We start from the raw sequence: 12649 nt of genomic DNA on the forward strand, positions 1-12649 counted from the left end.
GCTGCGGTAACGGCGGCTTAGGGTTCCGCCCTTACGGCGGGTCACTTTTTGAAGAGCGCAAAAAGTAACCAAAAACGCTTCGCCCCACCACTCGGTGCCTCGCCTAGGCTCGGCATGCCCGTAATCCGACATTGATTTGGGGGGCCGCCGCCACGCGCCATCCATGGCGCGGGGCGGCTAAACCGGCGTCCTGCCGGTTTACCCCCCAAATCAATATCGAATTGCGGCCAGCGTGGTTAACGGGGCGCCTCAGATCAAGATCAAAAACAAAGCGCGGCGGCCTTAGAGCCGACCAGTATTCATGTCGAACTCGGTTCAAAATGTGGGAGCTGTCGAGCCCCGGCGAGGCTGCGAAGGCGGCGGCACTGCTGGCATTTTCATCGCCTGACCCACCGATTTCGCAGCCTCGCTGATGCTCGACAGCTCCCACAGGGAGATTGGTCAACTGAAAGTTGTGTAGATACCCATGCTGCGATGAGGCCCCTCACCCGAAACCTAAAGGACCATAGCCCCGATCAACCCACACACCACCCCCACCAACATCGTCAACCCCGCCACTGTCACCAGCACCCGCGCATCAAAGTCCTTGCGCAGCATCAACAGCGACGGCAGGCTCACGCTCGGCAGGGTCATCAGCAGGGCCACGGCCGGGCCGGCGCCCATGCCCAGGGTCATCATGGTTTGTACGATGGGGATCTCCGCCGCTGTAGGAATCACGAACAGCGTGCCGACAATCGCCAGCGGCACCAGCCACACCAGGCTGTTGGCCATGGCGCCATCCACATGGGGGAACAGCCAGACCCGCGCCGCGCCCAGGATCAGCACCGCCAGGATGTAAATCGGGATCGTGCTCCAGAACAGTTGCCACAGGGTGCGCAGCCAGCGGCTCAGGAACGGTTGCGACTCAACGGTGCTGGCCTCGGTGACGGCCTCCAGTGCGGCTTCCGGCACTTGGTCGGGGCGCGCGATGCGTTGTGCCACCAGCGACACGCCCACCACCAGCACGATCCCCGCCACCAACCGCAACGCGGTAAAGCCCCAGCCCAGCACAAAGCCCATGAACACCAGGGTGGCCGGGTTCAATACCGGGTTGGCGATCCAGAAAGCCAGCGCCGCGCCCACCGACACCTGCTGGCGCCGCATACCCGCCGCCACCGGCGCCGCGCAGCAACTGCACATCATCCCCGGCAAGGCGAACAGCCCGCCGCGCAGGGTCGAGCCCAGCCCGGCGCGCCCGAACAGACGCAGCAACCAGTCGCGGGGGATCAGCACTTGCAGCAGCGAACCGAGGATCACCGCCAACACCGCGGCTTTCCAGATCGCCAGGAAATACACCTGCGCATAGGCCAGCGCCGCCGCCAGGGGCGAACTTTGTTGATCGTTGAGGATCGAGGCGCCGATGCTGTGGTTGTCGGCGGCAACAAAGGCCTTGAGGTAGTAGGGCGACCACTTCACATAGTAGAGGCCGACGCAGGCGACCAGCAGGAACAGAGCCGGTTTCCACCAGAAGGACCAGCCCCGGTTGGGCTGGGAGGATATGAGGTCGGGCATGGTGATGTTCCGCAGATGAGACGATAGCGGCGCATCATACGCTGTCAGCTATCGGCACTCACCTGTGTTGGTTCCGGGCAGCTTTCGTCGCCGTCGTTCAAGCCTTGCTTATAGTTGCGGCTGAGCAGTGAGGCCTTGCCGTTGTGCCAGGTCAATGTCAGCACGTACAAGGTGTCGTAGTCGCTGCCGGACCAGTCGTCGGTGATGGTGTGCTTTTCGCCTGAGGCTTCGCTGGCTACCTTGTTGATCAACTCCGGCAAGTAGCCGTGGGACCAGGCGGTGTAGATCGTGGCGTTGTGGTACTTGTCTTCCACCAGCTCGTCGGCGAGGGCGCTGGTGTCATTGGCGGAAAACTTGATGTTCACCGGCAGGCCGAGCTTGATGGCGCTGGGGCTGATGGTCATCAGTGGGCGAATGTAGCTATAGGAATTGTCCAGCTCGCCTTCTTCCACATTACGCGTCGGATTGGCGGCAAATACGAAGTCGGCATTGCCGAACTTTTCCGGCAGCAAGGTGGCCAGGTTCATCGCGCGGTTGAGGCCCTGGCAGTTGAGCTGCCCCAGGCCGCCGGCGGGTTTCTCACCGTGGCGCAGGAATATCAGGGTTTGCACGCCGTCCGCTTGCCCTGCACGGCTGGTGCGCGACTCCAGGGTCAGGCCGATAGCGCCGCCTGCCAGAAGCAACGGCAACATGATGTATGAATATCGTTTCAAGCGCAGCGCAAGGCTCAGGGGTTTGAGGGTCATTGTTATCGAGTCTTCAGTGCATCGGATTAAGGCGGACAAGCCCGGCCCCAGTGACGCATCCGGCGTCCTGCGGTGTTCCCTGTCGATGTAGCGCGTCGTCTCCATTCACCGTTGAGCGCACTTAAGAGTGCGCGAGGGCCTATTGGTTCGCCCACGCAGGATAATAGCCAGCGCTTGTTGCGTATTGATGACCCGAGCAGGACGGTCGCCAGATGTCTATCATGGAGGCTTTCCACCGAGGTCCCTGCGATGAACCCACTTGCCGCGTTCCCGATCAACAGCAAATGGCCCGCCCGCCATCCCGAGCGGTTGCAACTGTACTCGCTGCCGACCCCCAACGGCGTAAAAGTATCGATCATGCTCGAAGAACTGGGCCTGCCCTACGAAGCACACAAGGTCAGCTTCGAGACCCAGGACCAGTTGTCCGCCGAGTTCCTGTCGCTGAACCCCAACAACAAGATCCCCGCGATCATCGACCCCAATGGCCCCGGCGGCCAGCCTCTGGCGCTGTTCGAGTCCGGCGCGATCCTGATCTACCTGGCGGAGAAAACCAGCCAGCTGCTGTCCGAAGACCCGTCGACGCGCTATGAGACATTCCAGTGGCTGATGTTCCAGATGGGCGGTATCGGCCCGATGTTCGGCCAGCTGGGCTTTTTCAACAAGTTCGCCGGCAAGGCCTACGAAGACAAACGCCCCCGCGATCGCTACGCCGCCGAATCCCGACGTTTGCTGGGCGTGCTGGAAAAGCGCCTGCTGGGCCGCACCTGGATCATGGGCGACGACTACAGCATCGCCGACATCGCCACCTTTCCATGGATCCGCAACCTGATCGGCTTCTACGAATCCGGTGACCTGGTAGGCATCGCCGACTTCCCCAATGTACTGCGCGCGCTGGACGGTTTTGTCGCACGGCCGGCGGTGATCCGTGGCCTGACAATTCCGAGCTGAAGCATGCCGACTTTCGATTTCAAACAGCTGGACGTATTCAGCAGCGTACCGCTCAAGGGCAACCCGTTGGCGGTGGTGTTCGGCGCCGACAGCCTGACCGACCAGCAGATGGCGGATTTCGCCAATTGGACCAATCTCAGTGAAACCACGTTTTTGCTGACACCGCGTGATCCCAGGGCTGACTACAGGGTGCGCATTTTCACCACCCTGACGGAACTGCCGTTTGCCGGGCATCCGACGCTGGGCAGTTGCCACGCCTGGCTGCAGGCAGGCGGCATCGCCAAAGGCGAGGAAATCATCCAGGAATGCGAGATTGGCCTGGTGCGTATCCGGCGCCAGGGCGATGAGCTGGCGTTTATCGCGCCGCCGTTGTTGCGCTCAGGCCCGCTCGACGCGCCTATGCTGGAGCGCGTGCGCCTGGCCTTGGGCCTGGCTCCCGAAGACATTCTGCGCAGCCAATGGGTGGATAACGGTGCGGGCTGGCTGGCCGTGATGCTGGCCGATCGTGGTCAGGTCCTGTCTTTACAACCCGATTACTCGCAGCTGTTGGGGCTGGCGGTGGGTGTGATTGCCCCGTGCGACCCCGCGCGGGACGCCGTGGATGCGCAATTTGAAGTGCGTGCCTTCATTGCCGGTGACGGCGCCCAGGAGGACCCGGCCACCGGCAGCCTGAACGCCGGTGTGGCCCAATGGCTGCTGGCCGAAGGCCTGGCGCCGGAGCGCTATGTGGTCAGCCAGGGCACGGCCCTGCGCCGGGCAGGGCGCATTCGGGTCGAACGCCAGGGCGAGGACATCTGGGTGGGCGGCGCGGTGGCGGTGTGCATCGAAGGGCGTCTACGGCTCTAGATCAATGAATTGTTACGGGCCGCGCAATACACTGTTGGGCTCCCCGGGTTTGTGTCGCCGGTGCCTGGGGGCATAAGCTTCGTTCCAAAGTTTTGACCTTTCATCCAGGAAAACCATGACCAGTCAGTTCCCCCAAGCCCGTCCACGCCGCCTGCGCCGCTCTCCAGAGCTGCGGGGCTTGTTCCAGGAAAGCGAGTTCACCCTTAACGACTTGGTGTTGCCGATTTTTGTCGAAGAAGAAATCGACGACTTCGTGCCGATCACCAGCATGCCTGGCGTGCAGCGCATCCCGGAAAAGAAGCTGGCCGCCGAGATCGAGCGTTATGCGCGTGCCGGCATCAAGTCGGTGATGACCTTCGGCGTGTCCCACCACTTGGACGCCAGCGGCAGCGACACCTGGAAAGAACGCGGCCTGGTCTCGCGCATGTCCTCGACCATCAAGGGTGCCGTGCCGGAAATGATCGTGATGTCCGACACCTGCTTCTGTGAATACACCGATCATGGCCACTGCGGCGTGATGCACGGTGCCCATGTCGATAACGATGCGACCCTGATTAACCTTGGCAGGCAAGCCGTGGCCGCCGCCCGCGCCGGTGCCGACGTGATCGCCCCCTCGGCGGCGATGGACGGCCAGGTCCAGGCGATCCGCCGCGCCCTGGATGAGGCGGGGTTCACCCATATTCCGATCATGGCGTACTCCACCAAATTCGCCTCGGCGCTCTACGGCCCGTTCCGCGAAGCCGGCGGCAGCGCGCTCAAGGGCGACCGCAAAAGCTACCAGATGAACCCGATGAACCGCCGCGAAGCCGTGCGCGAGTCGCTGCTGGACGAACAGGAAGGCGCGGATGCGCTGATGGTCAAGCCGGCGGGGGCCTACCTCGACATCATCCGCGACATCCGCGAAGCCTCGCGCCTGCCGGTGGCGGCGTATCAGGTCAGCGGCGAGTACGCGATGATAAAGTTCGGCGCCCAGGCCGGGGCGATTGATGAAGATCGCGTGGTGCGCGAAACGTTGGGGTCGATCAAGCGCGCGGGTGCGGACCTGATCTTCACCTACTTCGCGATGGACCTGGCACTGGCCGGGATCTGACGCGCACCGCAAATCAACTGTGGGAGCTGGCTTGCCTGCGATAGCATCACCTCGGTATCACTGAAAAAACCGAGGTGCCTGTATCGCAGCATAGGTATCTACACAACTTTCAAAGGCAAAAAAATCTCCCTGTAGTGAGCGGGCTTGTCCCGCGCTGGGTGGCGAAGCCGCCCCAAACCAGACGATCTGGTTTCATCTGGAACACTACGGTGTCCTTATTGGGGCGGCTTCGCCACCCAGCGCGGGACAAGCCCGCTCACTACAATGATATGTAGATACCTATGTGTATCGCAGGCAAGCCAGCTCCCGCATTTACCTGCATCGTTTGTGAGGTAGTATTCCAGCTCCGCTGCCCCAGGAAGCTTTGCATGTCTTCGTCCCATCTATCCCTTTTACTTTTCTCGTTATTGGTCCTGGCCGGTTGCTCCACAACGCGCAACCCGCAGCAGCCGGAGCGCAGCGAGGCCGAGGTGAAGGCGCAGATCGTGCACCTGCTGCCGGCCAAGGTGCCGGACCGCAATGGTTGGGCCCAGGACATCTACACCGCTTTCGACACCCAGAAAATCTACCCCAGCACCGAGAATATCTGCGCCGTGCTGGCGGTGACCGAGCAGGAATCCACTTTCCAGGTGGACCCGCCCGTGCCGAATATGGGCAAGATTGCCCAGGACGAGATCCTGCGCCGTGCCGGCAAAATCCACGTGCCGGCATTTGTCGTACGCAGCGCACTTCAGTTGCGCTCGTCCACTGGCAAGACGTACGCCGACCGCTTGAGTGCAGCACGCACGGAAAGGGACCTGAGCGGCATCTTCGATGACTTCATCAGCATGGTGCCATTGGGCAATACCCTGTTTGGCGGTTTCAACCCGGTGCATACCGCCGGCCCGATGCAGGTCAGCATCGACTTTGCGCAGAAACAGGCACGGGGTTATCCCTACACGGTAGACGGCAGCATTCGCCGCGAAGTGTTCACCCGCCGTGGCGGCATGTACTTCGGTATCGCGCATTTGCTCGGCTACCCGGTCAACTACGACCAACCGCTGTATCGCTTCGCTGACTTTAACGCCGGGTGGTACGCCAGCCGCAATGCCGCGTTCCAGGCCGCCGTCAGCCGCGCGTCGGGCACCGAGCTGGCGCTGGATGGGGATTTGATCCGCTACGGTTCGTTGCTGCCCGGCACCACTGAACTGGCGGTGCGTTCCCTCGGGGCGAAGCTGGATATGCGCAACCCGAGTATCCGCAGCCAATTGGAGCAGGGCGAGCAGCTGGACTTTGAAGAGACTACGCTCTACAAGCGCGTGTTTGCACTTGCCGACAAAGCTGCCGGCAAGCCGATGCCGCGGGCGATCCTGCCGGGCATCGTGCTCAAGAGCCCCAAGATCACCCGCAACCTCACCACGGCGTGGTTTGCCAAGCGCGTGGATGAGCGGTATCAGCGCTGTATGAAGCGCTGATCAGAGGCGGCGTTTGACAAAACGTCGCCACAGCCACACCCACAACCACGCCACCGGGAACGCCAGGATCACGAACGGCAGCACGTAGCTTGAGCGTTCCAGGGCGTCGGCTGTGCCTTCCACCAGGTTGTCGCCCAGGTTGCTGAACATGCGGCTGAACCGTGACTGCTGGTTCGCGCCGTCGGAGGAGCGGAAGTTCAGGGTCACGCGGTTGGTATCGAGGCGGCGTTGCTGGCCGGCGGCGGCTTGGGCCAATTCCTGCAGCTCGTTCTCGATGCCCGCCTGTTCCTTGCTCAAGGCGATCAGGTCACTGACGGTGATGTCCTTGCGCTTGGCCAGTTCGTCGAGCCGTTGTTGCTGGGCCAGCAAGCGTTCCTGGCGGCGGCGTACATCGGCGACGACATCCGCCAGGTCCTCGGCGGTGGTGACGCGCTGGCCGAGCTTGCCACCTTCGGTGGCCATCGCAACCATGGGCTCAACGCCCGTCGGTGCGATGCGCAGGATGATCTGGCCGCCGCTGCCGTCTTCGGTGATGCCGAGGATATTGCAGGCGCCGAAGCGCGCCGTTTCGCAGGCCTCGCGGGTGGCCTGCATGCGCGGTGCGAGCAGGGCGCCGGGCAGGGCCAGGCTCAGTTCGTGTTCGTAGGCCAGTTGTGCGCCGACACGACTTTGCTCGCCGTTGATCACCCTGGCGCGAGAATTGTCCTTGGGCGAACAGCCGACCAGGGCCAGGCCGGTTATCACGATTAATAAGCCTGTGCGAAGCGGATGGGGCTTGCCGTCCAGATGGCGCATTGCTGTTCCTTGGGATCAGGGGGGATTGGACGGCGATTAAAGCGGGTCTGGCGGATTAACGCAAAGCATCCCAAGGGATTTGCGCGGTAGATGGTGCTGGCTGTCGGCCAAGGCTTGGCGTACACCTCAAGCCCGACGCCAAGGAAGCATTCGCCATGAACGCCCACGCCGTGCCCGGGCGAGTGGGGGATAAGGTAGTGGTGCGCGCGAGTGCGGTGTTTGCCGTGCCGCGTGCTGACTGATAACGCAGATCAACCAGCGCGCATCAAAACATAAAATAGCTGACTGATTTTTCACAGCAGCTATTGCAGGTGACCGATCTCTCGTGGCGAGCGGGCTTGCCCCGCGTTGGGGTGCGAAGCGCCCCCATGATGGCCAACTCGGCGTGTCAGGCATTCCTCTGCGCCTGGTTTTGGGGCGGCTGCGCAGCCCAACGCGGGGCAAGCCCGCTCGCCACAGAGACCCCGTTTGCCGTGCGACAGCGCTACGCCGAGAAGTCGCGGGCTTCCCATATTGATCTGCGTTTTTCCAGGATTACCGCGCAAAGAAAAGGCCTGGTTTTCGTGGAACCAGGCCTTTTCCATGTTGCTCGTTATCGCTGCCCAGTCAGCTGCGTTCGAGGGCGAGGGCTACGCCTTGGCCGCCGCCGATGCACAGCGTGGCCAGGCCTTTCTTGGCGTCGCGCCTGATCATTTCATGCAGCAGGGTCACCAGCACGCGGCAGCCTGAAGCGCCAATGGGGTGGCCGATGGCAATGGCGCCGCCGTTGACGTTGACCTTCTCGGCGTCCCAGTCCAGCTCTTTACCCACTGCCAGGGATTGCGCGGCGAAGGCTTCGTTGGCTTCGATCAGGTCCAGGTCAGCCAGGCTCCACCCGGCTTTGTCCAGGCAGCGGCGGGTGGCCGAGACCGGGCCGATGCCCATGATGGCGGGGTCGACGCCGGCATTGGCGTAGCTGGCGATGCGTGCCAGAACAGCCAGGCCCAGGGCCTTGGCTTTGTCGGCGCTCATCAATAGCACCGCCGCAGCGCCGTCGTTGAGGCTTGAGGCGTTGCCCGCGGTCACGCTGCCGTCTTTTTTGAATGCCGGTTTGAGCTTGGCCAGGGATTCGGCGGTGGTGCCGGCGCGCGGCTGTTCATCCACGGCGAAGGCCACCGGGTCGCCTTTACGCTGGGGAATCAGGATTGGCGTAATCTCGTCGGCAAAACGGCCCGCCTCGATAGCGGCGATCGCTTTCTGCTGGGAGGCCGCGGCGAATGCGTCCTGCGCTTCACGGCTGATGCCGTACTTGTCCACCAGGTTCTCGGCGGTGATCCCCATGTGGTAATCGTTGAACGCGTCCCACAGGCCGTCGGTGATCATGCTGTCGACCATCTTGGCGTGGCCCATGCGCAAACCGGTGCGCGCGGTGGGTAACACGTAGGGGGCCAGGCTCATGTTTTCCATGCCGCCGGCGATGATCACTTCGGCATCGCCGCAACGGATAGCCTGGGCGCCCAGATGCAGCGCCTTGAGGCCCGAGCCGCAGACCTTGTTCAAGGTCAGGCTGGGTACCGCGTGGGGCAGGCCGGCCAGGATCGAGGCCTGGCGTGCCGGGTTCTGGCCGCTGCCGGCGGTAAGGACCTGGCCGAGAATCACTTCATCGACCTGGGCCGGGTCCAGGCCGGTCTGTTCCAAGAGGCGACGGATCACGGCGGCGCCCAGTTCCGGTGCCGGAATATTCGCCAGCGAACCCTGGAAGCTGCCCACGGCGGTGCGGGTGGCAGCGACAATCACGACGTCTTGCATGAATTGTGTCCTCACTCGAAGTGCATTTCTGGAACGTGGTCCGGAACGATCAGTTTACCGGCGGTCTTGCTCACAATCTCTTCAACGCTGACGCCAGGTGCGCGTTCCTTGAGAACAAAAGCGCCATTTTCGATTTCCAGGTACGCCAGGTCCGTCAGCACACGCTTGATGCAGTTCGCACCGGTCAACGGCAGGCTGCATTGACTGAGCAGCTTGGACTCACCGTCCTTGGACGCATGGGTCATGATCACGATGATGTTTTCCGCACCGGCCACCAGGTCCATGGCGCCGCCCATGCCTTTGACCAGTTTGCCGGGGATCATCCACGAAGCGATGTTGCCGTGTACGTCCACTTCAAACGCGCCCAGCACGGTAAGGTCGACGTGGCCGCCGCGAATCATCGCGAAGGACTCGGCGGAAGAGAAGATCGAGGCGCCGATGCGTGCGGTGACGGTTTGCTTGCCGGCGTTGATCATGTCGGCATCGATGGTTTCTTCGGTCGGAAAAGGTCCCATGCCGAGCAGGCCGTTTTCCGATTGCAGCATGACTTCCATGCCTTCGGGAATGTAGTTGGCCACCAGGGTCGGAATGCCGATGCCGAGGTTGACGTAGTAACCGTCCTGCATTTCGCGGGCGACGCGCTGTGCCATTTGTTCGCGGGTAAGAGCCATTGTGCTGTTCCTCTTATTATGTGCGCTGGATTATTTGCGGACGGTGCGCTGTTCGATGCGCTTCTCGAAGGTGCCGCAGATGATCCGGTCGACGTAGATGCCAGGGGTGTGGATCTGCGCCGGGTCGAGCTCGCCCGGTTCGACGATTTCCTCGACTTCGACCACGGTGATCTTGCCGGCGGTGGCGGCCAGCGGGTTGAAGTTCTGCGCGGTGTGCCGGTAGATGACGTTGCCGAAGTGGTCGGCTTTCCAGCCTTTGACGATGGCGAAGTCGCCGGTGATGGACTCTTCCATCAAATAGGGGCGACCGTTGAACTCGCGGGTTTCCTTGCCTTCGGCAACCGGAGTGCCGACGCCGGTGGCGGTAAAGAACGCCGGGATGCCGGCGCCGCCTGCGCGCATTTTTTCGGCCAGGGTGCCTTGGGGCGTCAGCACCACTTCGATCTCGCCGCTGAGCAATTGCGTCTCGAACAGGGCATTTTCACCCACGTAGGAAGCGATGACCTTGCGGATCTGCTTTTCTTCCAGCAGCACGCCCAGGCCGAAACCATCAACGCCGCAGTTATTGGAAACCACCGTCAGGTCGCGGGTGCCTTTGCGCTTGATCTCGTTGATCAGGTTTTCCGGAATGCCGCACAGGCCAAAACCGCCTGCGAGCACGGTCATGCCATCTTCCAGGCCTGCCAGGGCTTCTTCATAGGACGCCACGCGTTTATCGAAACCTGCCATATGCACCTCTTTTATTGTTTGTCGGCCAGCAATGAACTGAGTGTTGCCTCGGCGGATTGATTTGTTAAGTTGTTTTTTAAGGTTGATTGATTTAAAAAACAGCATAGTTGGCCCCGTCGCCCGGAGTAGCCCATGACCGTCAAACAACTGCGCGCCTTTCTCGCCGTGGCCCAGAGCCTGAGTTTTGCCGCCGCATGCGAGCGCCTGCACCTTTCCCAATCGGCGCTGAGCCTGACGATCAAGGGCCTGGAAGAAGGGCTGGGTGGGCGCCTGTTCAGCCGTAATACACGAAACGTAGCGCTGACCCCTGAAGGAGAATCCCTGCTGCCCCTGGCACGCCGCCTGATTGCCGACTGGGACAACGCCGAAGACGAGCTGCGTCAGCGCTTCACCCTGCAGCGCGGGCGCGTCACCGTCGCGGCGATGCCGTCGTTTGCGGGCAACTTGCTGCCACCGATCCTGAAGATATTCCGCGCGCGTTACCCTCAGGTGAACGTCACCGTGCACGACTTGATCAATGAGCAAGTGCTGGAGATGGTGCGTGATCGGCAGGTGGAGCTGGGCGTGGCGTTCGAGCCTTCTGAGGGTTCATCGCTGGTGTTTACCCCGCTGTACCTGGACCGCTTTATTGCGGTCGTGCCGGGGGACTCGCCCCTGGCGCACTGTGCCGAGGTCGATTGGAAAACCTTGCTGGAACAGCCGTTCATCACCTTGCAGCGGCCGTCCACGGTGCGGGTCATGCTGGAGGAGCACTTGGGCGCCTTGCAGATGAAGCTGCCGGTGGCCCTGGAAAGCCATCAACTGGCAACGGTGGGCAAGATGGTTGCCTGCGGCCTTGGCGTCAGCGCCGTACCGGCGTTGTGCGCGCTACAGATGGAAGAGGCGGGTGCGCATTGCATCACCCTGAACGGTCCGGTGATCCAGCGACCGATTGGTGTGCTGACCAAGCCGGGGCACGAATTGTCGGCGGCAGCGCAGGCGTTGTTTGATATCTTCCAGGATGAAGCGGCACAGGGCCGGTTTCCAACGTTTTAAGCTCGCCAAAAAGTGTGGGAGCTGGTTTGCCTGCGATAGCTATTTAACATTCAACACTGGTGTTGATACTTAAACCGTTATCGCAGGCAAGCCAGCTCCCACATTTATTGTCATGTATTGCTTAGTAGTAGCGGTCGATCACTTTAACTTGCGAGCTGTCCTTAAAAGATGCCCAGGCGTTGTTAAGTGTGTCGAAGACGTGTTCTATGAAGTTACGGTCGGCAGCCGCTTTCTTGCCGACATAACCCTGGCCACGGCGGTACATCTTCAGGCGCGCCGCCAGCTCACGGTTGTTCCGGTCAAACTCGGCTTCTTCGGTGTGGGGCGCCAGGCAGTCAAGTTGAACTTCGCCCGATTTGCCAATCCACAGGATATGGTCGTCGAGTGTGTCTTTCTGCGCTGCGAACATCTCAGCCAATTCATCGATAGTGGGTTGGTTGTTCAGATTCATGTGTAAGCCCCTTGACCAGTTGGCGATCTATCAATTGATTCGTTAAAACTGCTTAGTTGTCTCCGGTTCCGAAAACCGGGCGTCAGCGAAGGTCTGCCGAATACGGGCAGGGTCTTGAACCTGATGCATGTAGTCTTGCTGATGAACTGCTACGCAATGCTTTCATAACGAAGACAAGCAGCATTCGAGCTCCTTGTACCGATCCATTCAGGACGGTCAGCTTCATCAATCCGCCTTGTGGGCAGTGCACATCCGGAAAAAACAGCTCGGCGGTCAGACGAGCTCTTTCAAAACGCTTGTTGCCAACGCTCCCGATCCGGGAGACGTCTAGATCATGCAAGGACTAAAACGTTACGTCAACAATTATGTAGTGATTATTTTTGTTCACTACATAATTTGGCGTGGGGACGCGAACATGCGTAAAAACGTGACTTGGGCGTCATTTTTGGAGTGGCCGGTCGTAGCGCCGGGGTCGCCCATTTGACACAAAAAACCTGTGGGAGCGGGCTTGCTCGCGAATGGCGGTGGATCAGTTGAAGATGTAT

12 protein-coding genes are annotated in these 12649 nt (G+C 61.2%); 5 read left to right on the top strand and 7 right to left on the bottom strand.

The window, feature by feature from the left end:
- Window positions 1–495: 495 nt before the first annotated feature.
- Together ACLH0H_RS22665 and ACLH0H_RS22670 are read right to left on the bottom strand one after the other, a co-directional pair.
- Window positions 496–1551, bottom strand: a complete 1056-nt coding sequence (locus ACLH0H_RS22665) for a permease (protein WP_411379707.1) — start codon at window positions 1549–1551, stop codon at window positions 496–498.
- Window positions 1552–1595: 44 nt separating this feature from the next.
- Entirely contained in the window at window positions 1596–2297 is a 702-nt protein-coding gene (locus tag ACLH0H_RS22670; RefSeq protein ID WP_411379708.1) for a histidine phosphatase family protein, read from the bottom strand.
- A 249-nt stretch (window positions 2298–2546) separates the two neighbouring features.
- On the opposite strand from ACLH0H_RS22670, the gene ACLH0H_RS22675 reads away from it, so the two are divergent.
- From ACLH0H_RS22675 to ACLH0H_RS22690, 4 genes are all read left to right on the top strand, one after another.
- Entirely contained in the window at window positions 2547–3245 is a 699-nt protein-coding gene (locus tag ACLH0H_RS22675) for a glutathione S-transferase N-terminal domain-containing protein (RefSeq protein WP_411379709.1), read from the top strand.
- Between the two features lie 3 nt (window positions 3246–3248).
- Window positions 3249–4091: a PhzF family phenazine biosynthesis protein gene (locus ACLH0H_RS22680; protein WP_411379710.1), complete on the top strand. Its 843-nt coding sequence runs from the start codon at window positions 3249–3251 to the stop codon at window positions 4089–4091.
- 115 nt (window positions 4092–4206) lie between these two features.
- Window positions 4207–5181: a porphobilinogen synthase gene (gene hemB, locus ACLH0H_RS22685; RefSeq protein WP_411379711.1), complete on the top strand. Its 975-nt coding sequence runs from the start codon at window positions 4207–4209 to the stop codon at window positions 5179–5181.
- Between the two features lie 368 nt (window positions 5182–5549).
- Complete coding sequence (locus ACLH0H_RS22690; RefSeq protein ID WP_411379712.1) at window positions 5550–6635, top strand: DUF1615 domain-containing protein; 1086 nt, start codon at window positions 5550–5552, stop codon at window positions 6633–6635.
- Here ACLH0H_RS22690 and ACLH0H_RS22695 read toward each other — a convergent pair whose 3' ends face one another.
- The 4 genes from ACLH0H_RS22695 to ACLH0H_RS22710 all read right to left on the bottom strand — a co-directional run bounded on the left by ACLH0H_RS22695 (window position 6636) and on the right by ACLH0H_RS22710 (window position 10618).
- A complete protein-coding gene (locus ACLH0H_RS22695) occupies window positions 6636–7430 on the bottom strand; it encodes a DUF4349 domain-containing protein (protein ID WP_411379713.1) in 795 nt (264 codons plus the stop codon).
- A 606-nt stretch (window positions 7431–8036) separates the two neighbouring features.
- On the bottom strand, window positions 8037–9218 hold the full coding sequence (locus ACLH0H_RS22700) for an acetyl-CoA C-acetyltransferase (protein ID WP_411379714.1): 1182 nt from the start codon (window positions 9216–9218) through the stop codon (window positions 8037–8039).
- An 11-nt stretch (window positions 9219–9229) separates the two neighbouring features.
- On the bottom strand, window positions 9230–9889 hold the full coding sequence (locus tag ACLH0H_RS22705; protein ID WP_411379715.1) for a CoA transferase subunit B: 660 nt from the start codon (window positions 9887–9889) through the stop codon (window positions 9230–9232).
- Between the two features lie 30 nt (window positions 9890–9919).
- Window positions 9920–10618 (bottom strand): CoA transferase subunit A, encoded by a 699-nt coding sequence (locus ACLH0H_RS22710; RefSeq protein ID WP_411379716.1) that lies wholly within the window; start codon window positions 10616–10618, stop codon window positions 9920–9922.
- A 132-nt stretch (window positions 10619–10750) separates the two neighbouring features.
- On the opposite strand from ACLH0H_RS22710, the gene ACLH0H_RS22715 reads away from it, so the two are divergent.
- The gene (locus tag ACLH0H_RS22715) at window positions 10751–11653 is read left to right on the top strand and encodes a LysR family transcriptional regulator (protein WP_411379717.1); all 903 of its coding nucleotides are present in this window, start codon (window positions 10751–10753) and stop codon (window positions 11651–11653) included.
- 121 nt (window positions 11654–11774) lie between these two features.
- Here ACLH0H_RS22715 and ACLH0H_RS22720 read toward each other — a convergent pair whose 3' ends face one another.
- A complete protein-coding gene (locus ACLH0H_RS22720) occupies window positions 11775–12104 on the bottom strand; it encodes a hypothetical protein (protein ID WP_076955119.1) in 330 nt (109 codons plus the stop codon).
- Window positions 12105–12649 lie beyond the last annotated feature (545 nt).

Source organism: Pseudomonas sp. MPB26, assembly GCF_046605355.1.
Taxonomy (GTDB): Bacteria; Pseudomonadota; Gammaproteobacteria; order Pseudomonadales; family Pseudomonadaceae; genus Aquipseudomonas; species Aquipseudomonas cedrina.